The organism is Sorangium sp. So ce1036 (assembly GCF_051369805.1).
GTDB lineage: Bacteria > Myxococcota_A > Polyangia > Polyangiales > Polyangiaceae > Sorangium > Sorangium cellulosum_F.
In genome coordinates, this window is record NZ_JBBMOX010000001.1 from 1415977 (window position 1) to 1442030 (window position 26054).

General features: G+C 71.7%; 21 protein-coding genes. 10 read left to right on the forward strand and 11 right to left on the reverse strand.

Annotated elements, in window-relative coordinates; translation table 11 throughout:
• The first annotated feature begins 163 nt into the window (after positions 1 to 163).
• The 3 genes from WMF31_RS05210 (at position 164) to WMF31_RS05220 (ending at position 4800) form a co-directional block, all read left to right on the forward strand.
• Positions 164 to 1432 carry a hypothetical protein gene (locus WMF31_RS05210; RefSeq protein WP_436600868.1) on the forward strand — a complete coding sequence of 423 codons (1269 nt, stop codon included), beginning with the start codon at positions 164 to 166 and terminating at the stop codon, positions 1430 to 1432.
• 125 nt (positions 1433 to 1557) lie between these two features.
• Complete coding sequence (locus WMF31_RS05215; RefSeq protein WP_436600869.1) at positions 1558 to 2658, forward strand: P-loop NTPase; 1101 nt, start codon at positions 1558 to 1560, stop codon at positions 2656 to 2658.
• Positions 2659 to 2787: 129 nt separating this feature from the next.
• The gene (locus WMF31_RS05220; protein ID WP_436600870.1) at positions 2788 to 4800 is read left to right on the forward strand and encodes a S1 RNA-binding domain-containing protein; all 2013 of its coding nucleotides are present in this window, start codon (positions 2788 to 2790) and stop codon (positions 4798 to 4800) included.
• 101 nt (positions 4801 to 4901) lie between these two features.
• Here WMF31_RS05220 and WMF31_RS05225 read toward each other — a convergent pair whose 3' ends face one another.
• From WMF31_RS05225 to WMF31_RS05240, 4 genes are read right to left on the reverse strand one after another with little or no spacing between them, the layout of a single operon-like run.
• Entirely contained in the window at positions 4902 to 6134 is a 1233-nt protein-coding gene (locus WMF31_RS05225) for an ABC transporter permease (protein WP_436600871.1), read from the reverse strand.
• Complete coding sequence (locus WMF31_RS05230) at positions 6131 to 7351, reverse strand: ABC transporter permease (protein ID WP_436600872.1); 1221 nt, start codon at positions 7349 to 7351, stop codon at positions 6131 to 6133. Before WMF31_RS05230 ends, WMF31_RS05225 begins: the two co-directional genes overlap by 4 nt.
• Positions 7348 to 8145 (reverse strand): ABC transporter ATP-binding protein, encoded by a 798-nt coding sequence (locus WMF31_RS05235; RefSeq protein ID WP_436600873.1) that lies wholly within the window; start codon positions 8143 to 8145, stop codon positions 7348 to 7350. The genes WMF31_RS05230 and WMF31_RS05235 overlap by 4 nt, the downstream gene beginning before the upstream one ends.
• Before the next feature lie 6 nt (positions 8146 to 8151).
• Complete coding sequence (locus tag WMF31_RS05240) at positions 8152 to 9369, reverse strand: efflux RND transporter periplasmic adaptor subunit (RefSeq protein WP_436600874.1); 1218 nt, start codon at positions 9367 to 9369, stop codon at positions 8152 to 8154.
• A 301-nt stretch (positions 9370 to 9670) separates the two neighbouring features.
• On the opposite strand from WMF31_RS05240, the gene WMF31_RS05245 reads away from it, so the two are divergent.
• From WMF31_RS05245 to WMF31_RS05275, 7 genes are all read left to right on the forward strand, one after another.
• Entirely contained in the window at positions 9671 to 10291 is a 621-nt protein-coding gene (locus tag WMF31_RS05245; protein WP_436600875.1) for an FKBP-type peptidyl-prolyl cis-trans isomerase, read from the forward strand.
• Between the two features lie 38 nt (positions 10292 to 10329).
• A complete protein-coding gene (locus WMF31_RS05250; protein ID WP_436600876.1) occupies positions 10330 to 10560 on the forward strand; it encodes a hypothetical protein in 231 nt (76 codons plus the stop codon).
• A complete protein-coding gene (locus WMF31_RS05255; protein ID WP_436600877.1) occupies positions 10557 to 10859 on the forward strand; it encodes a DUF1844 domain-containing protein in 303 nt (100 codons plus the stop codon). The genes WMF31_RS05250 and WMF31_RS05255 overlap by 4 nt, the downstream gene beginning before the upstream one ends.
• On the forward strand, positions 10856 to 12007 hold the full coding sequence (locus WMF31_RS05260) for a S1C family serine protease (RefSeq protein WP_436600878.1): 1152 nt from the start codon (positions 10856 to 10858) through the stop codon (positions 12005 to 12007). The genes WMF31_RS05255 and WMF31_RS05260 overlap by 4 nt, the downstream gene beginning before the upstream one ends.
• Positions 12008 to 12120: 113 nt before the next feature.
• Entirely contained in the window at positions 12121 to 12924 is an 804-nt protein-coding gene (locus tag WMF31_RS05265; protein WP_436600879.1) for a sigma-70 family RNA polymerase sigma factor, read from the forward strand.
• The gene (locus WMF31_RS05270) at positions 12921 to 13619 is read left to right on the forward strand and encodes an anti-sigma factor family protein (protein ID WP_436600880.1); all 699 of its coding nucleotides are present in this window, start codon (positions 12921 to 12923) and stop codon (positions 13617 to 13619) included. The genes WMF31_RS05265 and WMF31_RS05270 overlap by 4 nt, the downstream gene beginning before the upstream one ends.
• Entirely contained in the window at positions 13619 to 14137 is a 519-nt protein-coding gene (locus tag WMF31_RS05275) for a hypothetical protein (RefSeq protein WP_436600881.1), read from the forward strand. The genes WMF31_RS05270 and WMF31_RS05275 overlap by 1 nt, the downstream gene beginning before the upstream one ends.
• A gap of 25 nt (positions 14138 to 14162) precedes the next feature.
• Here the strand turns inward: WMF31_RS05275 and WMF31_RS05280 are convergent, their stop codons facing one another.
• The 7 genes from WMF31_RS05280 to WMF31_RS05310 form a co-directional block, all read right to left on the reverse strand.
• Positions 14163 to 15362, reverse strand: a complete 1200-nt coding sequence (locus tag WMF31_RS05280; RefSeq protein ID WP_436600882.1) for a sensor histidine kinase — start codon at positions 15360 to 15362, stop codon at positions 14163 to 14165.
• Entirely contained in the window at positions 15359 to 17386 is a 2028-nt protein-coding gene (locus tag WMF31_RS05285) for a PAS domain S-box protein (RefSeq protein ID WP_436600883.1), read from the reverse strand. The genes WMF31_RS05280 and WMF31_RS05285 overlap by 4 nt, the downstream gene beginning before the upstream one ends.
• Before the next feature lie 180 nt (positions 17387 to 17566).
• Positions 17567 to 18589, reverse strand: coding sequence for a Holliday junction branch migration DNA helicase RuvB (gene ruvB, locus WMF31_RS05290; protein WP_129353084.1), 1023 nt, complete (start codon positions 18587 to 18589; stop codon positions 17567 to 17569).
• 81 nt (positions 18590 to 18670) lie between these two features.
• Positions 18671 to 20590, reverse strand: coding sequence for a sensor histidine kinase (locus WMF31_RS05295; RefSeq protein WP_436600884.1), 1920 nt, complete (start codon positions 20588 to 20590; stop codon positions 18671 to 18673).
• Positions 20587 to 22146, reverse strand: a complete 1560-nt coding sequence (locus tag WMF31_RS05300; protein ID WP_436600885.1) for a sensor histidine kinase — start codon at positions 22144 to 22146, stop codon at positions 20587 to 20589. The genes WMF31_RS05295 and WMF31_RS05300 overlap by 4 nt, the downstream gene beginning before the upstream one ends.
• A gap of 104 nt (positions 22147 to 22250) precedes the next feature.
• Positions 22251 to 22826: a GNAT family N-acetyltransferase gene (locus tag WMF31_RS05305; RefSeq protein WP_129353078.1), complete on the reverse strand. Its 576-nt coding sequence runs from the start codon at positions 22824 to 22826 to the stop codon at positions 22251 to 22253.
• Positions 22827 to 22830: 4 nt separating this feature from the next.
• Positions 22831 to 25557, reverse strand: a complete 2727-nt coding sequence (locus tag WMF31_RS05310; RefSeq protein ID WP_436600886.1) for a serine/threonine-protein kinase — start codon at positions 25555 to 25557, stop codon at positions 22831 to 22833.
• Between the last annotated feature and the right edge of the window lie 497 nt (positions 25558 to 26054).

Below are 26054 nucleotides of genomic sequence, written 5' to 3' on the forward strand. Positions count from 1 at the left end.
TGTCGCGGCCGCTTCGCTCGGGGGGCGCATTCCCTAGTCTCCGGTCAGGCCCACCGTGCCTGCCCCGATCTGCGGGGATTTCCCGCGCTGAGGTCCTATGCAGCAGGTTCTCACCTCTCAGAGCGCCCGTCGGCCCCGTCTTCGTCGTATCCACGCGTTCCTGATGCTCGGCGGCCTCGCGATCGCGGCGGCCGGCGCGGGCGGCGCCTGCTCCTCATCGGACACACCGCGCGACGAGTGCTTCGGCGGGATCATCGTGAACGGGGTCTGCGAGGCCAAGTGCGAGCCCGAGAAGTGCCTGGAGGGCAACACCTGCGTCGACAACCGCTGCGTGCTCAAGTGCAGCAGCCATCTGGAATGTTTCCCGGGCATCCAGGACTGTACGCCGGCCGAGGAGGACGACACGAACGCCCAGATCTCCGTTTGCAGGTCGAACGGGAAGCTCACGGGGCACGGCGCGCCCTGCCCGTTCGGTCACGAGTGCGGCCAGTACGGACGCTGCCCCGATGACACGCCGTGTAATCTGGTGCAGTGCAACAACAACCCCGGCGACTGCCGGCGCGAGGAGGCATGCGGCGACGATCCCGTCTGCACCGCCGGCAAGTGCAGCGACGGCAGCCCCTGCTTCGTCTCGACCTGCGCTCCCGACCAGTGCACCTCGCTCGGGCTGGAGTGCCTCGGCAAGGGGGAAGGGGACGCCGACGCCTACTGCGCGCAGCCGCATTGCGAGACCGACGCGGATTGCCCCGGCGGCTACGAGTGCGCCGTGATGCGCGACCCTCATGCGATCTGCGGCACGGATCCCCAGAAGGGCGATAACGACCTTTGCGGTGAGACCACCGAGGAGTGTATCGACCCGGCCTCGTTCGGCGACGGCAACACCTATGTCGAAGGCTCTCTGTGCCTGATGCGCAATACCTGCGTCAGGCGAGCCCAGTGCGCGCCGTGCGACACCGACCTCGACTGCTCGCTCATCCCCGGGCAGCGCTGCGTCACGATCGGCGGCGAGAGCCGGTGCGCCCGGTCCTGCCTCGAGGACTCTGATTGTGATTTGGATTACGAATGCAAGGACAGCGCGTGCGTGCCGCGGTTCGGCGCCTGCGTCGGGGAGGGGAACTTCTGCGAGCCGTGCCGCAACGACACCGACTGCGGCGGTGTCGGTACCACCATGGGGTGCGCCACGACCCTGCGCGGCCAGCGCGCGTGCCTGGATGCGGCGCTTCCCATCCAGTGCACCCCGGACGATCCGGACACGCTGCTGAACGAGGACAACTCGGAGGACGTCTGCCCGAAGTCACCCAGCGGGCTCTCCGGCAGCTGCGCGTGCGTCGAGCGGGACGCGAGCGGGGGCTGCGTGGAGGGGCGGTGCTACTTGCCGTCGCGCAGGCTCGATCCCTCGGATCCAGACTCCGCCGTCGCCAGCTGCTGGTGAGCGCGCCGCCGGAACCGGAAGAGCACGGCCGGCGCCGCCCGGCGCCCCGCGGGGACCGGGCGGTCGCCGGCTGCCCGCGCTCGCCGGTTGACGGGCTTCTCGAGCAGTCCTAACTCCATCGACCCATGCCCATCACGAAGGATGCCGCGCTCGCTGCGCTCGGAAAGATCATCGCTCCCGATCTCCAGCGCCCCCTCACGGAGCTCGAGCGCGTGCGCGATCTGTCGATCGAGGGCGAGGTCGTCGCGCTCACCGTCGAGCTGACCAGCCACTTCAAGCAGCGGCTCGCGGCGGACATCGAGGCGGCCCTCAAGGGCGCCGGCGCGAAGGAGGTCCGGCTCGCGTGGGACGTGAGCATCCCGACGCGCAACATCCTCCCGGACGATCCGTGCCCCGGCGTGCGGAACATCGTCCTCGTGATGAGCGGCAAGGGCGGCGTCGGCAAGAGCACGGTCGCCGCCAACCTGACGCTCGCGCTCAGCCGCTCGGGCGCGAAGGTCGGCCTCCTCGACGCGGACATGTACGGGCCGAGCGTCCCGACCATGCTCGGCGTGATGGGCCGCCCGACGTCCGCCGACGGGCAGCGGTTCCTCCCGCTCGAGCGCTTCGGCGTGAAGCTCATGTCCATCGGCTTCCTGCTGGAAGACCCGCGGTCGGCGGTCGTCTGGCGTGGGCCGATGCTCCAGAACGCCCTGATCCAGTTCATGCGCGACGTCGACTGGGGTGAGCTGGAGTACCTCGTGCTCGACATGCCGCCCGGGACCGGCGACATCGCGCTGACGATTTCCCAGAAATTGAGAACTACGGGCGCGATCGTCGTGACGACGCCGCAGGAGGTGGCGCTCCAGGACGTGTACAAATCGGTCTCGATGGCCCAGAAAGTCGGGATCCCCCTGCTCGGTGTGGTCGAGAACGAGAGCTACTTCGTGTGCGACGGCTGCAGCAAGCGGCACGAGCTCTTCGGCGCCGGCGGCGGGCAGAAGGTCGCGGAGTTCGCCGAGGCGCCGCTGCTCGGCCAGATCCCGATAGATCCCGCCGTCCGGGAGTGGGGCGACGCCGGCACCCCGGTCGTCCAGGCGGCCCCGGGGAGCCCGATCGCGGGCGCCTTCCTCGAGGTGGCGGAGCGGCTGGCCAGCCAGATCAGCGCCCACGACCTCGCGAGCGGAGGCGGCCTGCGCATCGATCGGAGCGGGGGGACCAACAAGCACCTGCCCATCATGCGCTAGGCTCTCGCGCAAACGGCTCAGGTACGTTATGGTTCCGGCCCCTTCCCCCCCATTGAACCGAGGGGGCCGCTGGAGAGAACGCGAGCACGTTTCGCCCCCCATCGGCATGCGTTGTCGCGCGAGGCGCGGATGAATACCCACGAAAACAGCACCACGCCGGCGGACACGCCGGCAGATCCGGCCGACCAGGGCGGCTCGCTCGAGGCGCCGAACGCCGCGGCCGAGCAAGCAGCCCAAGCCCACGTCGCGGAGGCCACCTCCGCGCGTGATGCGGGCGGCGAGGCCGGCGGAGAAGCAACGCCGCAGGCAACCTCAACCCAGTCCGAGGCAGCACCGGCCGCGGCGGCCCCCCCGGCTGCCTCGCCGCGCGCGGCCGACGAGGACGAGTGGGAAGAGCAGCCGGGCGACGACATCGGCAATCGCATGCCGGGGCTGCCCCGGGATGATATCGGCAACCGCAAGCCGGGAGCTCCCGGGAGGCGGGGCCCTGCGGCCGCAGGGAAGCCCGCGTCGGCCGCCGAGGGCGGCGCCGCCGCGCAGGCCGAGGGGGGCGCTGGCAAGAAGCGCCGCCGCCGCCGCCGTCGCAAGGGCGCGGACGAGGCCGGCCAGCCCGGGGCCGAGGCGGCGGACGCGACCGCTGCGTCGGTCGAGGATGGCGCCGCGGAGATGGAAGACGAGGGCGAGGAGGAGCACGCCGCCGACGAGGCAGGGCAGCCCCAGCCCGGTGGCGAGAAGCGCAAGCGGCGCAAGGGGCAGGGCGCGCCGCCCCCGCGCGAGCGCCCGGCGTTCAGCATCGGCGAGGAAGTGTTTGGCAAGGTCAGCAAGATCACTGACCATGCCATCTGGATCGACATCGCCGGGAAGGCGACGGGGCTGTTCGACCGTCGCGAGATCCTCGAGGAAGAGCCGCCTGTCGAGGGCGACCAGTTCATCGCGACCGTGGCGAGCACCGGGGTCCGCGGCGGCATGCTCCTCCTGTCGAGGGCGCCGGTGCAGCTCGATCAGGCGCGCGCGCGCGCCGAGGCGGCGCTCCAGAGCGGCGAGCCGCTCGAAGGGTTCGTGACCGGCGCGGTCAAGGGCGGGCTGGAGGTCGACCTCGGCGGTCTCCGCGCCTTCGCGCCGGCGTCCCACGTCGATCTGCGCCACGGCGCCGACCTCAACTACCTCGTCGGCCAGCGGCTCGACTTCATCGTGACGCAGTTCGCGAAGAAGGGGCGGGACATCGTCGTGTCGCGCCGCAAGATGCTCGAGGAGGAGAGCCGGCGGGCGCGCTCGGAGGCGCTCACGTCGATCGAGCCTGGCTCCCTGCACAAGGGCGTGGTGCGCAAGGTCGTCGCGTGGGGCGTGTTCGTCGCGCTCCCCGACGCCGGCGGCGTCGAGGGGCTGGTCCACATGAGCGAGGCGAGCCACGATCGGGGCGCCAAGCTGGCCGACCTGTTCAAGCCGGGCGCCGAGATCGAGGTGAAGGTCCTGCGCGTCGACGAGAAGGGCAAGCTCTGGCTGAGCCGCAAGGCCGCCACGGTCGATCCGTGGGACGCCGTGAAGGACAAGTACGCCGTCGGCACGCGGCACAAGGGCAAGGTGGCGCGCCTCCAGCCGTTCGGCGCGTTCATCGAGCTCGAGCCGGGCATCGACGGGCTCATCCACACGGCGGACCTCGCGATCAAGCCGATCCAGCACCCGAGCGAGGTGGTGAAGGTCGGCGATGAGGTCGACGTGGTGGTCGCGAACTGCGACGCCGCGGGCCGCCGGATCGGGCTCCACCCCGCGCCGCCCGAGGGCGAGGAGAGCGAGCCGCGCCAGCGCGTGCAGCAGGGCAGGGCCGTGAAGGTCGCCGTCACGCAGGTGACCGACGGCGGGCTCGTCGTCCGGGTGCTCGGCACCACGGGGCGAGCGGCCCGGGGGTTCATCCCGGCCGGCCACACCGGCACGCAGCGCGGCACCGATCTCCGCAAGGAGTTCCCGGTCGGCACCCAGCTCGAGGCGAAGGTCATCGAGGTGGATCCGCGCCGGGGCGAGGCCAAGCTGTCGATCCGCGCCCTCAAGGAGGACGCCGAGAAGCAGGCGTACCAGCAGTACCGCGCCGGCGTCGCGCGCGAAGCCAAGTTCGGCACCTTCGCCGATCTGATGAAGAAGAGCTGAGCCCGGGGCGCGCGCCGCACGTCCGGCCGCGCCTCGACGCCTCGACCTCCCGCTCTCTGCCGACCTCCTATCGCCGCGCGCGGCTCGCGTGAGCCGCGCCGCTACTCGCGCCCGAGCGCGTTCACGGGATCCAGGCGCGCGGCCCGCCGCGCCGGGAAGAACCCGAAGACGAGCCCGATCGTCGTGCTCACCCCGAGCGCGATGCCGAGCGCCACGGGCTCGATCTGCATGGGCCAGCCGAGGGCGTGCGAGGACCCGAGGACGACGCCGTACCCGAGCGCGCTGCCGACGAGGCCACCCAGCGTGGCGAGCACCAGCGCCTCGAGCAGGAACTGCAGCAGGATGTCGATCTCACGCGCGCCGATGGCCATGCGGATGCCGATCTCCCGGGTGCGCTCCGTGACCGACACCAGCATGATGTTCATGACGCCGATGCCGCCGACGACCAGCGACACGGCCGCGATGCTGACGAGCAGCGCCGAGAGCGCCGCGAAGACGGCGTCCTGCATCGCCTGGAACTCCGCCTGGCTCCGGACGGCGAAGTCGTCCTCGTCGCCCTCGCCGATGCGGTGCCGCTGGCGGAGGATCGCCTCCGCCTGCTGCTTGGCCCGCTCGGACGTCTCGGCGGACGTCGCGCTCAGCAGGAGCGCGTGCACCTCGCCAGGCCGCGTGGCGACGACGTGCGATCGCATCGTGGTGATGGGCATCAGCACGATGTCGTCCTGATTCTGGCCGAAGTGGGACGCCCCCTTCTCCTCGAGCACGCCGAGCACGCGGTAGGCGTGGCGGCCGACCCGCACCATGCGGCCGATCGGGTCGAGCGACCCGAACAGATCCCTCGCGGTCTGGGCGCCGATCACGACGACCTTCTCGGAGAGGTTCTCCGAGGCGGGGGTCCACGGATCCCCTTGCGCCACCTTCCAGTTCCGGATCTCGAAGTAGCTGAGGCGCGTGCCGACGAGCGTCGGGCTCGCGTTCTGCCCTTCGTAGATGACCTGGGCGCTCGCCCTGAGGAACGGCGCCGCGAGCCGGATGCTCGTCGATTCGCGCAGGAGCGCCTGGCCGTCGAGCTCCGACAGCCTGGTGCCGGCGGTGCTCCGGACGCCCGAGGCGCGGGCGGAGCGCGCGAAGACGATGAGCGAGTTGGAGCCGAGGTTCGAGATCTGCGCGCTGACGCTGGCGCGGGCGCCGCTCGCCAGCGCCGTGACGATGACGACGGCCGCGACGCCGATCGTGATCCCGAGGATCGTGAGCCCCGCGCGGAGCTTGTTCCTGCGGACGGCGCGCAGCGCGATCAGGACCGCCGCGATGACGCGGGTGAGCGTCGCCCTCATTCGTGCCTCAGGGCTTGGATGGGATCCAGGCGCGCGGCGCGGCGCGCCGGGAAGAACCCGAAGACGATGCCGATCGCCGCGCTCGTCCCCACGGCGACGACGATCGCGCTGGGCGGCAGCGTCATGCTCCAGCCGAGCGCCCCGGCGAGGATCTGGATCAGGCCGAGCCCCGCGCCGAGGCCCATCACGCCGCCGATGACCGACAGGGTGATGGCCTCGACCAGGAACTGGACCAGGATGTCGTCCTCCGAGGCGCCGATGGCCATGCGGATGCCGATCTCGCGCGTCCTCTCGGTGACGCTGACCAGCATGATGTTCATCACGCCGATCCCGCCGACGAGGAGCGACACCGCGGCGATGGAGGACAGGAGCATCGTCAGCGTGCCCAGGATCTGCTCCTGAGACGCGCGGAACTCCGCCTGCGTGCGGATCACGAAATCTGGCTCGTCCTCCGGCGCGATCTCGTGGCGCTGCCGGAGGATCCCCTCGATCTGCGCCACCGCGCGATCGACGGTCAGCTCGCTGGTCGCGGCCGCGATGAGCATCTGCACCTTGCCCGGCGCGCTCGGGACGACGCGCGACCGGAAGCTCCCGATCGGCATGAGCAGCCTGTCGTCCTGGTCCTCGCCGAACGGCGACTGCCCCTTCTTCGTGAGCACCCCGATCACCCGGAACGGGTGCTTGCCGATCCGGATGTACTGCCCCACCGCCTCGCCGGCGCCGAACAGGTTCTCTCGAACCGTCTCGCCGATCACGCAGACCTTGGTCTTGAGCTGCTCGTCCGCCTCGGTCCAGCCCTCGCCCTCGTCGACGGTGTACGAGAGGATCGAGAAGTAGCTCCGCGTCACGCCCATCACCTGGGTCGCGACGTTGGCCTCTCCGGCCACGATCTGCATCGACGTCGAGCTGAACGGGCTCAGCTCGGCGACGCTGATCGACTCCTCCAGGATGGCGGCCCCGTCGGCCTCCGACAGCCGCGCGCTGTCGCGGCGCTTCAGCCCCGACGCCTGGGTCGATTGCGGGAAGATGTAGATCGAGTTCGCGCCCAGGCCCGAGAGCTCGCCGAGGATCTGGTTGCGCACGCCCGTCCCGAGCGCCACCACGACCACCACGGCCGCGACGCCGATCAGGATCCCGAGCACGGTCAGGGCGGCGCGGAGCTTCGAGCGGACGATGGCGCGCAGCGCGAGCCGGACCGCGGCGAGGAGGCCCTTCACGGCGCCTGCTCGCGGTCGGCCGCCTCGGGCAGCGGCAGCGCGGCCAGCGCCTCCGCCGCGTCGACGGGGCGCGCGTTCCTGACATCGCCGCGGATCTCGCCGTCGCGCATGGTGATCACCCGGCTCGCGCACGCGGCGATGTCCGGCTCGTGCGTGACGAGGACGATCGTGATCCCCTCGAGGTTGAGCCGCTGGAGCAGCGCGAGCACCTCGTGGCTCGTGCGGGTGTCGAGGTTGCCCGTGGGCTCGTCGGCCAGGAGCAGCGGCGGGGAGGTGACGAGCGCCCGCGCGATCGCGACGCGCTGCTGCTGGCCGCCCGAGAGCTGGTTCGGCGTGTGGTGCAGGCGCTCGGCGAGCCCGACGGCGCCGAGCGCGGCGAGCGCCCGCTTGCGCCGCTCCGCCGCGCCGATGCCCCGGTAGACGAGCGGCAGCTCGACGTTCTCGAGCGCCGTGGTGCGCGGGAGCAGGTTGAAGCCCTGGAAGACGAACCCGATGAGGCGGTTCCTCACGATCGCGCGCGCGTCGTTGCTGCGCCAGGTGACGTCGAGCCCATCCAGCCGGTACACGCCCCGGGTCGGCCGGTCGAGGCACCCGATGATGTTCATCATCGTGCTCTTGCCCGAGCCGCTCTGGCCGACGATCGCGACGAAGTCGCCGTGCTGGATGGTCAGGTCCACGTGGCGGAGCGCCCGCACCACGACGGCCTCGGTCGTGTAGTCCTTGCCGACGCCGGAGAGCTCGATGATCGGCTCGTCCTGGAGCACCGCGGCGACGCCCTGGTCCTGCGGGAGCATCGCGCCTCAGAACAGCCGGCGGCCGCGTCCCGTGCCGCTGAACGGGCTGTCGTTCTCGTCGATGACGACCTTGAGCGGACCGAGATCCGTCGAGAGCGCGGTGGCGACGCCGTCCGTGATGCCGATATCGACGACGCGCGGCTCGATCTTCTCCGCGCCGGGCGTCGCGTCGGTCAGCACGTAGACGCGGCCCTTCCTGGGCGGGAGCGGCTCGAGGGGCGGCCCCTTGATCTCCTTGCCGTCGCTGTCCCGCTCCGGCGCCGGCTTGAACCGGAGCGCCGCGTTCGGCAGCCGCCGCACCCCCCTGGCCTCGGCGGACCGGATGCTCACGGTCGCCGTCATGCCCGGCCGCAGCTTGACCTCGGGGTTGTCGACCTCGATGACCGCCGCGTACGTCACCACGCCGGACTGGGTGAGCGGGCTGTAACGCACCTGGCTCACCGTCCCCCTGAACGTCTCGCCCGGGAACGCGTCGACGCTGACGTCCGCCTCCATGCCCTCGCGGAGCCGCCCGACGTCCGCCTCGTCGATGTCGGCGAGCACGCGCATCTTGCGCAGATCCTGGGCGATCACGAAGAGCGTGGGCGCCTGGAAGCTGGCCGCCACGGTCTGTCCGGGATCGATCGCCCGGTTGATGACGACGCCGTCGATGGGCGAGAAGATGCGCGTGTACTGGAGGTTCGTCTTGGAGGAGCGGAGGACCGCCCTGTGCTGCGCCACCTGCGCCTTCGAGGCCGCGAGGTCGGCGAGCGCGACGTCGTAGGCGCCCTGCGCCGCGTCCAGATCGGCCTGCGAGCCCACCCCTTCGGCCACCATCTTCCTCGCGCGATCGAGGCGCTGCTTCGCCGTCGCGAGCGAGGCCTCGGCGCGCACGACGCTGGCGTTGGCCGCCTCGAGCTGCGCCTGATTCGAGTCGATCTGCGCCCCGAAGAGCGTCGGATCGATCTCGGCGAGCACGTCGCCGGCCTTCACGACGCTGTTGAAATCGACGAAGACCTTGGTGATGCGGCCCGAGACCTGCGCCCCGACCTGCACCTCGGTAAGCGGCTTCACCTGCCCCGTCGACTGCACGATCTCGATCACGTCGCCCGTGGTGATCTCGCCCGTGACGTAGCGCGGCGGCGGCGGCGGCCTCGTCTGGATCCGCCACACGACGACCGCGGCGATGAGCGCGGCGATCACCGCCAGGGCGCCGAGCCGATGGAGCCAGCGCCTCGCGCCCACGCGGGAGAGCTCCCGCTCCAGGTTCTCCCGTCCGAGCCGGGGAGGTGGTAGACGGTCGCCCGGGGCCCGGGCCGGAGCGCCGCCAGGGGCGCCAGCGGCGGACGCAGCCGGGCGCGTCCCGCCTGACGGTGACGGCTCCCCCCCGGCCTCCGCGCGCTCTGCGCGCGGCCCGCCCTGCGCAGCAGAGGCCGACGCGTCGAGAGGGTCGCGACCGGTCGCCCGAGCTGTCGAATCGGCCATCGGTCGTCCTCATAGCACGGCCGCCTTACAGGCGCGGCTCGCTTGAAACCGCGGAACCGCCGTGGCAGACCAGATGCCGCCCATGGAGTCGCTGCCCATCGCCACGGACACGGTCGTCACGCTGTCCTACGTTCTCTTCGACGAGCACGGTGAGACGGTCGACCAGGCGACCGCCTCGGAGCCGCTCGTGTACGTGCACGGATATGCCCAGATCGTGCCCGGGCTGGAGCGGGCGCTGGAGGGGCTGCGCGCCGGCGAGCAGCGCGAGATCACCGTCAACCCGGAGGACGCCTTCGGCGAGCATGAGGAAGCCGGCGTCTTCGAGGTCGACAAGGCCGATTTCCCGGACGCGAGCGAGGTCGAGGTCGGCGACGAGTTCATCGCCCAGGGGCCCGACGGGGAGCCGATGGCGCTCCGGGTCGTCGACGTCCTCCCCGACGGCTTCCGGGTCGACATGAACCACCCCCTCGCCGGCCAGACCGTGCGCTTCCAGGTCCAGGTCAGCGACGTACGCGCTGCCAGCGAGGAAGAGATCGCGCAGGCGCAGGCCGAGCTGGAGGAGCGGATCGAGGAGTCCGAGAGCGCAGGGTGCTGCGGTCACGACCATGACCACGATCACGATCACCCGCACGAGCACGGGGACGGGGGCGTGCTCGTGAAGCTCTCGAAGAAGTCGTCATAGGCCTGCCGGATCGGGCGGGCTGTCTGAGGAGATCACACATGACCGTAGGTGAGAAGGGCAAGCTGACGGAGCTGGAGCTCGACCGCCGGGTGCGCGAGCGCCTCCTGGCGAGCGGGGCGTTCGGCGCCGAGACCATCGAGGGGTACCTCGCGAGCTTGCCGGATCTTGAGGAGCAGGCCGAGGCGATCGCCATCGATCAGCCGGCGCTCGGCGCTTCAACGCAGGGGCCGCGGGTCGAGCCCGCGCTCGACGACGAAGGGTCCGAGTGAGCGACGCCAGGGATCAGGGCGAGTCTCCCGCCCCCGGGAGTCCCCCGGAGCTGCCGACGCTCGACTTCTCGACGTTCGTGCTGTCGATCATCGGGTCCGCCTACGTGCACCTGGGCGACGCGCCAAGCCCCGATGGCAAGGAAGAGCAGAACCTGGTCCTCGCGCATCAGGACATCGATCTGCTCTCCCTGCTCCAGGAGAAGACGAAGGGGAACCTCACGGGCGACGAGGAGCGGCTGCTCGATCAGGCGCTCTACGACCTGCGGATGCGCTACCTCGAGGTCTCGAAGCGGTCGTGACCGCCGGCGCCAGGGCTCTCTCCTGGGTCCTCCTCGCCTGGCTGGTCGCCGCCTGCAACAAGGCCTCCCCTGGCCACACCTCCGGCACGGGCAGCTCCGCCATCCCGGCGGGGGCCGTGTCGGTGGTGACCGTCCCGCCGCCAGCCCCCGCGCCGCCGCCCCCTCCGCCGATCGTCCGCGCGGAGGGGATGCCCGGCTCGTTTGCACCCCTCGCCCGCAAGGCAGATCCCGCGGTCGCGACGGTCAAGGCCCGCGTCGAACGGCAGCAGCCGGGGGGGCGGCGCCGCACGGTCGCCGAGGGGCTCGGGACGGCCTTCGTCTATGATCCCGAGGGCTTCCTGCTGACGAACAACCACGTCATCGAGGGGGCAACCGACATCCTCGTGAGCTTCGTCGACGGCCGTGACATCAAGGCCACCGTCGTCGGTCGCGACAAGCACACGGACATCGCGGTGCTCAAGGTGGACGAGAAGGGGCTCCCCTCGCTGCCCCTGGGCGATTCGGACCTCATCGAGGTCGGCGACTGGGTCGTCGCGATCGGCAATCCATTCGGCCTGTCCCACACGGTGTCGGCGGGCATCCTCTCCGCCAAGGGTCGCACCCGCGACGACGTGAAGGGGCTCGATCCGAGCGGCTATTTCAACTTTCTCCAGACGGACGCGAGCATCAACCCGGGCAACTCCGGCGGTCCCTTGCTGAGCCTCCGGGGCGAGGTGGTCGGCATCAACGCGGCCGTGCGCGCCAACGCGAACAACATCGGCTTCGCGATCCCGATCAACATGGTGCGGCAGCTCCTGCCGATGCTGCTGCGCGACGGGAAGATCCGGCGGAGCCAGGTCGGGGTGACCGTCGACGTCCTCAACTCGATCGAGGCCGGGCGGCTGAAGCGCCCCGACCGGAAGGGGGCGTGGGTGAAGGCGGTGCTGGCGGGGGGACCCGCGGACCGGGCCGGGATCGCGCCGGACGACGTGATCATCGCCTTCGAGGGCAAGCCGATTTCTGACCCGAACGAGCTCCGGTGGATGGCCAGCATTGCCGGCGTCAACAGGGTCGTTACGCTTCGCATCGCCCGGTTCGAGCGGATCTTCGATGTGCGCGTCACGCTCGGCGAGCTCCCCGACCTCGATGAAGAGCCCGGTGAGCCATGAGCCGGGTGGCCCCCGCCTCCTGCTCGGTACGCCCGCCGGCTGCCGCGCGCCGCGAGGGGCGGTCTGCTGCGCTGTCGTCCTCGCTCCCCAGCCTCCTCAGGTAAGCTGACCCCGTGACCTCTGCACCTGCCCCCCCGGACGAGCTTGAGCCGGTCGCGCCCTCCGGCGATCGCTGCGATGCGCCGGTCGACGTCGAGGGCGAAGGCCCGTCCGCGGAGGGCAACCTCCGCGGCGGGAAGCTTCCCCCTCGCCTGAATAGCGCCTCGGCCCGTGCGTCCAATCGCGAGGCGCGACGGCGGGAAGCGGAGGAAGATCGTGAGCTCATCGAGCGAGCGCAGCAGGGAGACCAGGCAGCGTTCCGCGCGCTCGTGGAACGGCACCAGCGCAGAGCGTTCGCGATCGCGATGGGGCTCGTCCGGGACGAGAACGACGCGCGGGAGCTGGTGCAGGACGCCTTTCTCCGGGTCTACAAGGGCCTCGGCTCCTTTCAGGGCGGCTCCTCGTTTTTCACCTGGCTTTACCGGATCGTCACCAACCTGGCGATCGATCTCATGCGGAAGCCAGGGCGCCGCGATCTGGAGCTCCAGGAAAACCAGGTCACGGAAGAGAAGTCCGACTTCCCGCTCGTGGCCAGGATCGACGGCGCGGATCCGATCGATGTCATCCGGCGCCGGGAGATCGCCGGGCGTATTCAGGCCGCGCTCGACGCGCTGCCTCCTTACCATCGAGGCGTGATCTTGATGCGGGAGGTCGAGGGGATGTCTTACGAGGAGATGGCGCAGGCCATGGGGGTATCGAAGGGTACGATCATGAGCCGCCTGTTCCACGCTCGCCAGAAGCTTCAGCGCGCCCTCGCCGACTGTTATGCGGAGGAAGAGGGCAAGGCCGCCGCGGAGGCGCCGGAGGACATCACGTGAGCACCGCCAACAGCAGCAAGGCGAACCACGGGGAGGCGAGCGCCCCGCCGACGGATCTGGAGCTGATGCTCTATGTCGACGGCGAGCTCGACGAGGCCCGCCATCGGCAGGTGGAGGAGCATGTGCTGCATGACCCGAGCTGCCGCGCGAAGGTCGCCGGGCTCCTCGCCGCGGGCGACGTGGTCCGGGAAGGCGCGCTGTCCTCCAGCGCGGCCGACGGCATCGCGGATCGGGTCATGGCGAGGATCCACGAGGGGCAGGGGGAGGTCGCGGAGAACGCCGGCGGCGGGGCCGCGCGGCCGCTCGCGGCCCCGCCGCCGGCCGAGCCGCCGCGCATCCGGCCGCTGCGGAGGTCACCGGCGAACGACAACGCGCGCGCGATCTTTGCCCTCACCGCGCTCGCCGTGGCGGCCGCCGCCGCGCTGATGGTGTGGGGACGCACGGAAGCGGAGCCGCCCAGCGCGGCGCTGCCGACGCCGGCGCCGGTCGAGGTGCTCGCGCCGCGGGCGGCGACGACCAGCGAGCCCGCCGCCCCGCCGAGCGCCGAGGGCGCGCTCGAGCCAGGGGTGGAGGTCGCCGCCGTCGACTTCGGGGCGCGCATGGGCACGATCTTCTACGTCCCGCGGGAAGCCGTGGCATCAGGCCCGACGACCGCGGTGGTTTGGCTCTCCGACGACGGCCCGGGAGGACAGTGATGAGAGTTCTTGCGAGTGTTTTCCCCGCGGTCATGGCCCTGGCGCTCGGCTTGAGCCCTTCCTCGGCCGTCGCCCAAGGCCAGGCGCCGCCTCCCGCTCCAGCGCAGCCGTCCGACGCCGCGGCCACGTTCGAGCTCGTGGTCCTCCACGCGACGAACGACGGCACGGGCATCGATCCCAAGATCGGCAAGATGCCCGAGCTCGGGAAGCCGCCGTTCTCGGCGTACAACAGCTATAAGCTCCTCGAGCGCACGAAGATCGGCGTGCAGAAGGGCAAGCCGACCACCACCAAGCTCCCGGATGGCAGCGTCCTCATGGTGTCGCTGAAGGACGTGCTCGCCGCGAAGAAGCGGGACGAGTCGAAGCGCTACGTCATCAGCACGAGCATCCAGAAGCCGGGCGGCAACACGTTCCTGCCGCTGCTCGAGGTGAACGCCTCGGCCGGCGAGAACTTCTTCGTGGCGGGCCAGAAGCACAAGGGCGGCGTGCTCGTGCTCGGCGTCAAGGTCGCTCCCTGAGCCGGGGCGAGGGCGGGCGCCGAGATCAGCGGTGCGCCGAGGATGGCAGCGCCATCGGCAGGTCGAGGTAGAAGGTCGTCCCGCGCGGCGTGCGCGCGGCCGCGCGGATCGTGCCGCCGTGCGAGGCGACGATGTTCCGCACGATGCTCAGGCCGAGCCCGGTGCCGGTCCCGTCGGTCTTGGTCGTGAAGAAGGGGTCGAAGATCCTCGGCAGGTGATGGGGCTCGATCCCGTGGCCGTCGTCCCGGATGGTGACCGCGATGTGGTCGTCGTCCGGCGACATCGCCGTGGTGATGCTGAGGCAGCCGCCGTTCTCGTGCATCGCGTGCGCGGCGTTCGTGAACAGGTTCACGAACACCTGGGTCAGCGGGCCGATGACGCCCCGGGCCGCGGGGATGTCTCCGAAGCGCTTCTCGACGGTGACGCCCGTCTGCTCGAAGAGGTGCTCGCAGAAGATCAGCGCGCGCTCGATGATGTCATGAAGGGAGACGGCGCCCGGCTTCTCCGACGACGGCCGCGAGTACGCGATCAGGTCCCGCGAGAAGCGGAGGATGCGGTCGGCCGCCTCGTTGATCCTCGCGAGCCGCTCGAGATCCGACGGATCGAAGCCGCTGCGCTCCCCCTTGCGGCGCAGGTACTCGGAGTAGGCGAGGATCGAGGTGAGCGGGTTGTTGAGCTCGTGCACGACGCCGGCGGCGATCTTCCCGAGCGAAGCGAGCTTCTCGGCCTGGATGATCTGATCACGCAGCGTCTGCTGCGCGCGCGCCTCGCGGATCGACGCCCTCAGGGTGAGCACGAGCCGGTCCAGGAGCGCCACGAGCGGGGCGCTGTCGAGGTACCCGGAGTCGTCGGTCGCGACGTGCACGGTCGAGCGATCCTCCGGCGTGATGGTCAGGACGCGCTCGAAGGAGAGCTCGGGGAAGAGCCGCGCCGGATCATAGCCGTCGTCGGCGTGGGCCCGGGGCGAGAGCCGGATGACGACCGGCGCGCCCGCCGCGCCGGGGATGTAGACGCCGAGCCCGCAGCCCACGAGCGCCTTGGCGGCCGCGCCGAGCAGCGCCGAGGCGCGCTGCTCGATGGAGGCGGAGGGCTCGAGCTCGCTCGCCGCGAGCAGCAGGTCGTCGAGCCAGTCGAGCGGGATGTCTCGGGTCAGGGGCTTGCGGAGCGTGACGGGGGCGGCGGATGCCGGGGGCTCTCCCAGGCGCTCGGCGGTTCTCTCGTTCACCCGATCACCCGGCTCGGGTCGTCGCCGCTCGAGCGATCGAGATCGATGATCTTCGCGGCGCCGACGTAGGACTTCGTTTCATAGCGGGTGATCTTGCCGATCTTGCGGACGATCTCCGCCATCCGCTCGGCCTCGCTGCGGATCGTGGTCGCGGCGCCCTTGATGGGGGAGGCGTCGTCGATCCGGCGGCAGATGAGCTCGGCGTAGCCGAGCACGCTGGTGAGGGGCTGGTTCAGCTCGTGCGCGGCCGCGCCCGCGAGCTCGGCGATGATGGCCTGCTTCTCGCGGGCGCGGAGCTCCTCCTGGGCCTCGGTGAGGCGAGCCTCCATCCGCATCCGCTCGCGGAGATCCGTGAAGATGCCGACCGAGCCGACGGGGACGCCGTTCTCGAAGATCAGCGCCGCGGAGAGGTGCACCGGGATGCGCGCCCCGTCCTTGGCCAGGACCTCGGTTCGATACCCCTCGAGCCGGCCAGGGCCGCCGTGCTCCTTCGCGTGGATGAGCCGCATGATCTGCTCGGCGTGGTTGTCCGGGTAGAGGTTGCGGACGTTCATCGTGCCGACGACCTCCTTCGCGTCGTAACCGTAGATCCGTTCGGCCGCGCGGTTGAAGAGCAGGACGGTGCCCGCCATGTTGGCCGAGACGATCGCGTCGACGGAGCTGTCGATGACGCGCTCCAGGAACTCCTTGGTCTTGGTGAGCTCGGCCTCGGTCGCGCGCTCCGTGGTGACGTCGCGGAAGCTGACCAGGACGGCGCCGCTCTCCTCCCGCAAGACGCTGCTGAAGCTGAAGCTCAGGATGCGCTTCTCGTGCTCGAGCTTGCCCCGCCGCACGGTGAAGTCGACCATGTGCGGGAACGATCCCCTGGCGAAGCCGGCCCGGATCTCCTCGAGGACGGGGCGCTCGCGGGCCTCGATGAGATCGAACAGGTTGGCCTGCTCGAGCTCCTCCCCCGTGCGGCCGGTGATCGCCTGGGCGCGCGGGTTGGAGAACAGGATGTGGCCGTCGGGATCGACGACGATGATGCCGTCGGCCGTCGAGTGGAAGAAGTCGGCGTAGCGCTGGAGCGCCTTCAGGCGGCGCTCCGCCTCGAACCTGGCGAAGGTGCTCTGCTGCGTCTGATCGCGGAGCGACTGCAGGATGCGCGCGTTGCGCAGCGCGATCGCGGTGGCGCTCGCGACCGTGCGGGCCAGCGAGAGCTCGTGATCATGGGGCGCCACCGGCTGCCGCCCTCGCAGGAAGAGCACGCCGAGCGGCTTGTCCTCGAACAGGATGGGCAGGAGCGCGAGCGAGCGGAACCCGTTCTCGGGGAGCTCCGCGCGCACGATGTCGAACAGCGGGTGCGCCCTGGCGTCGTCGACCACGAGGACGTCGCCCGTGCGCATCACCCGCTGGATCTCCGGGTACTTGCCGAGATCGATCGGCAGATCGCGGAGCTCCTTGTCGTCGCTCGCCGCGACGACGTACCCGACGTCGCCCTGGTCGCGCACGAGCACGATGCTGCAGCGGTCGACGCGGGCCACCTCGGCGATGCGGCGCACGACCGTGAAGAGGATGTTCCGGAAATCGAGCGTCGAGGACAGCGCCTGCGTCAGCTCGAGGACCACCTTCGCGTCGTGCTCCTTGCGCGCGAGCGCGTCGACGTAGTCGCGGATCCGGAGCTGCCCCCGGATGCGAGCGATGAGCTCGGCGGGGCGAAACGGCTTGCGGATGAAATCATCCGCGCCGAGCTCGAAGGCGCGGGCGACCTCCTCGTCGGCGTCGAGCGCCGTCAGCACGACGACGGGTACGTCCCGTGTCCGAGGGTTGTCCCGGACGGCGCTGAGGACCACGTAGCCGTCGGGGGGCGGCATCACGAGGTCGAGCAGCACGAGCGCGGGGACGCTCGCCGTGAGCCAGGTGAGCGCCTCGGCGCCGGAGGGGACCGCGGTGGCCTCGATGCCCGCGTCGGCCAGCGCATGCAGCAGCATGTGCCGGCTGACGGCGTCGTCGTCGACAACGAGCACGGGATAACGACGGGGCACGCGTAGAGCTTAGCGAGTCCAGGCTGCAACGATGAGAGAATTTCCGCGCTCACTGCGGCCGACGTCGACGCTCGACCACGGCGGATCCGCGCCCCGTTGCGCCGGCGTCATGACGCGATGCGCGGCACGCCGGCGCGCCTTCGAGAAGCTGGCTGACCGGCGCGCCCGCGCGACGCGGGATCAAGAAAAGAGATCCCCCTGCTTCGCCGCCGGCTCCGAGAGGCCCAGGTGCTCGTACGCGCGGCGGGTCGCGATCCGACCCCGCGGCGTGCGGCCCAGGAAGCCCTGCTGCAGCAGGAACGGCTCGTAGACGTCCTCGATGGTATCGCGCGGCTCGCTGAGCGCCGCCGCCAGGGTGTCGATGCCCACGGGGCCGCCGTCGTAGTGATCGATGATGACGCGCAGCAGCCTGCGATCCATCTCGTCGAGGCCCGCCGGATCGATCTCGAGCCGCTCCGCGGTCTTCCGCGCGATCGCCATGGTGATCGCGCCGTCGCCCAGCACCTCGGCGAAGTCGCGGACGCGGCGCAGCAGGCGGTTGGCGACGCGCGGCGTGCCCCGCGCGCGCGCCGCGATCTCGCGCGCCCCGCCGGCGTCGATCGGCACCTCGAGCAGGCCCGCGCTGCGCTGCACGATGCGCTCGAGCTCCTCGACAGGGTAGAAATCGAGGCGGACGACGTGGCCGAATCGCGACAGGAGCGGCGCGGTCAAGAGGCCGGTGCGGGTCGTCGCGCCGACCAGCGTGAACGGCTTCAGCGCGAGCTGGATCGTCGTCGCGTACGGGCCGTCGCCGGTCATGATGTCGATCTTGAACGACTCGATCGCGGGATAGAGGCTCTCCTCGACCGCCGGCGTGAGCCGGTGGATCTCGTCGATGAACAGCACGTCGTTGCGCTCGAGCTTGGTCAAGAGCCCGGCCAGCGCGCCCTTGTGCTCGATCGCGGGGCCGCTCGTGACGTGGAGGGTGACGCCCATCTCGCGGGCGAGGATGTGGGCGAGCGTGGTCTTCCCGAGCCCGGGCGGGCCGCAGAAGAGCATGTGATCCAGCGGCTCGCGGCGCCGCCGGGCGGCCTCGACGAACACCTTGAGGTTGTCGGTGTGCTTCGCCTGGCCGACGTACTCGGCGAGCGACGCTGGCCGGAAGAGGCGGTCGAAGCGATCGTCGTCGCCTGTCTCGGCAGGGGAGAGCGCCCGTTCAGCCATACCACGGGCGTACCGCGAGCCGAGGGCGAAGGGAAGCGGTCCGCGCGGCGCCGCGGCGGTCACCGCGCGCCGCGGACGGGCTCAACCGAGCGCGGGGACCGAGGAGAGGCGGGGGCGGCGCGGCGGCGGGATGCGCGGCAGGCGGGCGCGGCAGACGGGTCGACCGTCCGGGGCGCCGTCCACCTCGAGCGAGCCGCCGTGGAGCTCGATCACCGAGCGAGCGTGGCTGAGGCCGAGCGTCAGGCCGCGCCCGCGCGCCGTGGTCTGCCGGCTGAACAGGGCCTCGAGCTCATCCGGCGGCACGTCCCGGCTGCCGTACTCGATGTCGATGCGGACCTCGCTGTTGAGCTCGCCGGCCATCGTCGCGGTGAGGCGGACGAGGCGCGCGGACGGATCGGCCGCGCCGGTCCTGAGCGCGTGCGCGACGATGACCGCGATCGCGCGCGTCGCGTACGCCTGATCGACCGGGATCAGCGGCAGGGTGTCGCCGACCTCGACGACGACCTCGCCGTCCGCGTCGCTCGCGAGCTCGCGCGCCTTGCGGAGCGCGCCCGCGATGAGCGCGTTGACGGACGTCGGCTGCGGCTCGAGCGTGAGCTGCCCGGCCTCGACGCGGGCGGCGTCGAGGATCGACTCGATGAGGCCGAGCAGCTCCCGGCCGCGCGTCGAGATGAGCTCCAGGCTCTCGCGCTGCGCCGGGGTCAGGTCCTCCTGGCCGACGAGCTCGGCGAACCCGAGGATGGCGTTCAGCGGGCTCTTGAGGTCGTGGCTCACGCTGGCGAACAGGAGGCCGCGCATGCGCTGCGCGGCCTCGCGCGACTCGAGCGCGCGCTCCTGCGCCGCGGCGAACACGCGGAAGCGCTCGGCGAGATCCTCGATCGCGAGCCCGAGCCGGGCGACGACGGCGAACCGGGCCGGGCGCGCGATCTGGGTGGCGCCGCGGAGCACGCTGTCGGTGCCGAGCAGGCGCACCTGCTTCGTGGCGTGCACCAGATCGGCGGCGAGGACGCGACCGAAGACGTTGCCGAGCGCGCCGGCGACCAGCATCGCAAGCAGCGCGACGAGCGCGCCCCAGGTCGCGACGGAGGGCTCGAGATCCGCGGAGAACCGGATGTGCGCGCAGCCTCGGTCGAGCGGCGTGATCACCGCGATCTGCCCGTCGGCCTCGCGTCCGAAGGACGGCTCCGCGCCGGCGCAGCTCTGCTCCACCCGCGCGAGGAACCCGAACTCCGCGGCGGCGGCCACGACGTCGTTGCGGGTCGCCTCGTCCATGGCCCCGAGCGACGGATCGAGCGCCGTGCGCGCGACGAGCCCCGCGGTCGTCCGCCGGCTCCGCTCGATGAACGTCTGGAGGTGCGCGTTCGCGATGAGCACCGCCCCGACGCCGACGAGCAGCACCGGCGCGGCGACCGCCAGGAGCAGCTTGTAGGTCACCCGCCGGCGCGGCGTCTGATAGAGCTCGGCCGTCTCGAGCAAGGCGCCGACCGCCTCGGCCGGGCTGATCTCGAAGAGGCTGAACGTGGTGGCCCGGATCAGCACGTAGTGCGGGATCCCGGACGCGCAGAGGATCGTGATCGCGAGGATGAGCAGGCTGACCGCGCGGCCGTCGTCGAGCTTCTCCGGCCTGATCCCCGGGATCATCGTGAGGCTCGAGATCGCCGAGCTCGCCAGCACGAAGCGCAGCGCGAGCGACGGCGGCAGCTCGGCGAACCGCTCGAGCTCCTCGTGATCGATCTCGCGCGCGCCGATGATGAGCGAGCGCAGCAGGTTTTGGTGCGTGCGCAGCCGGAGCAGGGTCAGCAAGGTGGTCGCCCCGATCGCGGCGAGGGCGATCTTGGCGCCGACCGAGAGCACGCTGGCGGCGACGTCCTGCTCCAGGATGAGCAGCTTCGGCGCGAGCGCCGCGATCGCCGCGAAGGCGGCGACGCCGACGAGCGCCTGGCGCACGAGCACGCGCCTCGCGAAGTGGATCGCGTCGTCCCTCGTCCGCTCCTCGGTCACGCGATCCTCCCCCCGCGCGGGCCCTGGCCGGGTTCGCCCCCGGGCGTGGGCGTCACGTCGGGCGCGAACGGGATCGGCGTCGCCGCGGGGTGATCCACCCAGGCCGGCAGGGTGATGGTGAAGGTCGAGCCCCGCCCGAGCTCGCTGTCGAGCTGGATCGTCCCGCCGTGCATCAGCACGAGGCGCCGCGCGATCGAGAGCCCGAGGCCCGTCCCGGCCCGGCGCGAGCGCACGTCGCCGGTCTGCCGGTACTCCTCGAAGACCGCCGACGTCTCCTCCGGCGGGATGCCGGGGCCGGTGTCCTGCACGACGATCGCCGCGGATCGGCCGCGCCCCGCGATGTGGACCGTCACCGCGCCGCGCGTCGTGAACTTGACGGCGTTGGAGACGAGGTTCGTGAGGATCTGGCGCACCCTGCGCGGATCCGCGTGGGCGAGGAGGGCGCGCTCGCCCGTGACGCGCAGCTGCACGGGCTTGTCGCGCGCCGCCGCGGACGCCTCCCGCATCACCTGGTCGGCGAGGACGCGGAGGTTGACGGCGCGGCGGGAGAGCTGGAGCTTGCCCGTCTCGAGCGCCGAGAGGTCGAGGATGTCGTCGATGAGCGTGCGCAGGTGCTCGCCGCTCTGCCGGATGACCGAGAGCGCCTCCCGCGCGTCCTGGCTGAGCGGCCCGTCGACCTCGCTCTCCAGCACGTGCGCGAACCCGAGGATGGCGTTGAGCGGCGTGCGCAGCTCGTGGCTGAGCCCCGCGAGGAACGCCGAGCGCTCGCGATCCATGACGGAGGCCTGCTGGAGATCCGCCCGGTAGCTGCGCTCCGCCGCGGCGAAGCGGGTGATGAGCAGGTTGAAGGCCGCCGTCAGGAGGCCCACCTGGTCGAGCGACCGGATCGGCACGGGCTCGATCGGGATCGCGTCCGTGGTCGACGCGCCCCTCCCCTGGCCGCGCGCCATGGCCGTGATGCGCTCGCGCAGGTAATCGACGTCGTCGCGCGCCGCCTTGGTGAAGGAGAGCGCCACCGCGACCGCCACGCCGAGGAGCAGCGTCGTGAGCGCCGCGACGGCGTTGCCGAGGGCGATCGAGTCCGACGGCGGGCTCGGCGCCGCGACGAAGGTGATCACCGACAGGTGGGACAGCGGCGGGTGGAGCGGCCGCACCGAGAACCGGACGCGGCCGAGCGAGGTCGTCGCCTCGCCCTTGCCCATCGTGAGCATCTGGTGGATGACGGCCCTGTCCGGCGCGCCGAAGCTCTCGTTGACCAGGACGCGGCCTCCCTGCTCGACGAGCAGGATCTCCGACCCCGCGCGCCGCGCCGCCTGCCCGAGGAGCTCCGTCCTCTGCCCCTCGGCGGTCCCGCGGAGCCGCGCCGCGAGCGTCGAGGCCAGCACCTCCGCGCGCAGGCTGGCGGCCTGATCGCTCATCTTCGCGAGCTGGCGGATGCCGATCAGCGCGATCGCCACCGCCGTGGCGATGCCCACGACGATGACGATCGCGGGCGCGAGCGGCACGAGCGGCGTGGTGCCGCGAGGCCAGCGGATGAGGCGACGACGGCGGCCCACGGGGAGGGCCCGATGCTAGCGCGCTTCGGGCGGCGTACGGGGTCGCATCCGGCGCCCGCCGGCCGGGCGCGCCCGGGAGCGCGGCGCCTGGGGTCGGCCGCCGGTCACCTGGGGTCGGTCGCCAGCAGGGCGAAGACCGAGTGGTCGAGCCAGCGCCCGTCGCACCACTCCGCCTGCCGGGCGATGCCCTCGAAGCGGAACCCGAGCCGGCCGATGACCGCGAGGGAGGCGTGGTTGTCCGTCGCGGCTGCAACCCGCACCCGGTGCGCGCCCATGTGGCCGAACGCGAACCCGAGCGCGGCCCTGGCGGCCTCGGTCATGAGCCCGCGCCCGGTCGCCTCCTTGCGGAGCCAGTAGCCGAGCTCGCACGAGCGGTGCAGGTGCACGCACGCCTCGAGCCCGACCACGCCGGCGAGCGAGCGGTGGGCGCGCTCGCGGATCACGAAGCGCAGCGCCCGCCCGTGATCCCAGTCGGCCGCGCACGCCTCGGCGAAGCGCACGCTCGCGGCCGGGTCCGTGTGGAACTGCACCCAGGGCAGCCACCGCTGGAGGGAAGGGCGCGAGCCGCTCACCGCGAGCCAGAGCTCGGGGCCATCGGACGGGTCGATCGGCATGAGGAGCAGCCGCTCGGTCTCGATCGGGCGGGCGCGGACCTCGCTTCTAGGTGGCAGGATGAGCATGGGGTCACCGGCACTGGATGCGAGCCGCGTACGGCTCGAGATGACCCGCCTCGTAGTCAAGCCAGGCGACATACCATTCTCCGGGCCTCGCGCCGGGGCTGATGGAAGGCGTCGGCTGGTCGCCGCTGACGCGGGCGAATTTCGTGGGCTTGCCGATGCCGTCGCGGGTGATCGACGCGGTGGTCATGCGGCCCTTCTCGAACCAGACGAGCTGGGCCTGGCCGCTCGGCGCGATGGCGACCGTGGGCCGCGTGCCGGCCTTGGAGAACCTCTTGCGCCAGAGCGGCTGGCCCTTGGTCGGATCGATGTAGGCCGCGGAGGCGCCGCCGATCGGCGGCTCGCCGTGCCAGGTGACGAAGCAGCCGCTCGCGCCGCAGACGAGCGACGGGCTGTCGCTGCGCGCCCGATCGCTGTTCACCAGCGCGAGATCGCCGAGCGCGCGGTCGGCGCGCTTGCCGGGGCTGACCGGCGGGAGGCCCTTGTCGATGCTCGCGAGCTCGACGCGCATGTACTGGATGATGCGCGTCGGCTCGCGATCGAAGCGTAAGGCGACGTGCAGCGCGTCGTTCGCCACCGCGATGGAGGGGAAGTGCGCGCGCGGCTTCGAGGGGCCGGTCGGGGTGACGTCCGTCAGCCGGATGATCTCGCCGAGCGGATCGAGGTTCGGCGAGAGGCGGCGCAGGAAGAGGTCCTCGGAGGCGTTGTCGTCGTCGTCCGACCACGCGACCATGAACCCCTCGGGGGCGCGCGTCAGCGAGGGCCAGGAGTTCCCTCCGCGGGGGAAGCGGGCGACCATCATCGCGGGGCCGTCGATCCGGCCGTCGCCGTCGAGCCAGCGCACCTGGACGCCGGCCTCCGGCCCCTTGCCGTCCCAGTACGTGAGCACCAGCCGATCCCCCGCGGAGGTGAGCTCGGGGCGCCCGATGGCGCGGCCCTCGGGGGTCACGTCGAGCGCCGGCGACGACGGCCTCATCGCGCTGTCCAGCGCCGCCGTGTAGGCGTGCTCGCTGCCCTCGTGCGAGTCCGTCCAGGTGACCACCGCGCCGCGCGGCCCGAGCGTGATCGACGGCCGGCTGGCCCCGATGGCGCGACCGCCCCCTCGAACGAGATCGTGCGTGCGCGGCCTGCTGAGCCCGGTGAGCCGGCACGGCGCCTTGCCGTTCGCCTCCTTCAGGGCGACCTGCACGTGCTCGATCAAGGTCCGCGGCACGGCGTGGTTGCCCTTCTCCTGGGCGTCCTTGAGCAGCCTGAGCGCGGCCTTGAGATCGCCGGCGGCGATCGCCTCCTGCGCCTGCGCGACGAGCGGCGGCCAGGGCAGGCCGGGCGGCTCGGGAGGCGCCTCGGCGCGCGCCGGGACGTTGGCCGCGCTCGACGACGCGCGCGGCGCGGCGGCGCTGGCCGAGGACGGCGCGGCGGCGCTCGAGACGGGCGGCAGGGCCACCGGCTTGAGGAACTGGTGGTAGCCCGCGTACGCGGCGCCGGCGGCGAGCGCGAGCACGCCGAACAGCACGAACGCCCGGCCGGCCCCGCTCCGCCGCGGCTGCGATCGTTGCGCGGGCGCGTCGGAGAGCGAGGGCCCGCCCGCGCCCCCGGAGAAGGTGATCTGCTGCCCCGCGCCCTGGGTCATGCGAAAGGCCGCGGCGCCGGGCGAGCCGGCGGCGCCCATGCCGCTCAGGGGATCGCCCCCGCGCTCGGCCGGCCCCGAGGCCACGGTCCGCCGCGCCTCGTTGCCGCTCGTGGGGACCGCGCCCGGCGCGTCGAACGACAGGTCGGCGGGCGGCCTGTCGCTCGTCGGGAAGATCCCCGCCTGCGACGGCTCGAGGCCGCGCGGGGAGGTGGGCTGCGCGACGCCGAGCGCGACCGACAGCTCGTCGGCGAACTCCTTCGCGGTCTGGAAGCGCCGATCGATCGCGCGATCGAGCGCCTTCTCGAACCACGCGGTGAAGCTCGGCGGGAGGTCGGGGCGGAGCGCCGCGGGCTGCGGCAGGGGCGCGTTCGCGATCTGCGCGAACGTCATCGCGACGCCCTGCTCGGTCTGCCACACGGTGCGGCCGGTGAGGCACTCGTACGTGATGCAGCCGAGCGCCCAGAGATCGGCGCGATGGTCGACCGCGCCCTGGCCGCGCACCTGCTCCGGGCTCATATAGGCGGGCGTCCCGAAGACGGCGCCCTCGCGCGTGAGGCGCGCCTGCGCGTCGCCCCCGTCGACCGGCGCGTAGAACTTCGCGAGGCCGAAATCGAGGATCTTGGCGCAGAGCCGGCCCTCCTCGTCCTTCGTGAGGAAGATGTTCTCCGGCTTGAGATCGCGGTGGACGATCGAGGCGGCGTGCGCCTTGGTGAGCCCCCGGCAGACCTGCGACATCACCGCCACCGTCGTCTCGGCGTCGAGGTACCGGACGACGGTCATGCGCTCGTACAGCGACTCGCCTTCGAGGAGCTCGAGCACCAGGAAGGGGCGCCCGTCGTCGAGCTTGCCGGAGTCGTAGACGTCGCAGATGAACGGGCTGCGGATCGACGCCGCCGCCCGGGCCTCGCGGAGGAACCGTTCGACCACAACGGCCGAGGTCGTGAGCTCCTGTGCGAGCACCTTGATCGCCACCCGCTTGCCGATGTCGATGTGCTCGGCCTCGTACACGGCAGCCATGCCACCGCGTCCGATCTCGCGAGTGATGCGGTATTTTCCGGCCAGGACCGTGCCTACCGGGATCTTCGCTTTGTTCGGCAAAGCCATCAGGCAGGGCTGTCCCGCGACTGGATTCGCCTGCGCAGACTATTCGAGCCGCCGGGCAAGAACAAGGCGAGCGCGGCCTGTCCTGGCGGGAGGGGGCTCCGCGCCCCCGGAACCGCCGCGGGGGCGGGCTCTTTTGGGGGGGGCGGGCCGCGGACCCGGGCGGAGGGTGGGGCCCCCGGGGCGCTCGCCGGAGGGGCTTGCGTTCCGGCGAGCCCCTCCGGCGAGCGCCCCGGGGGCCCCACCCCCCGCCCGGGTGGGGAAAGTGAAAAAGTAAGCCGGCCACGCTTTTCTGTCGACCGATGCACTTTTCTCACGGACGCGCGGTGACCGAAACATTCCGGAAACAAGAGCTTGGGTACACCAGCCTGGACCTCGGGATGCTGCGCCAGCGCCCGGGAGAAGGGTCGCCGATCCGGCTGTGCTGGGTGGGGTCCCTGCATCGTTGACATGGGTCGGGGCAATGCTCGGTCGACCGAGCGGACCCCGCCACGGATCGG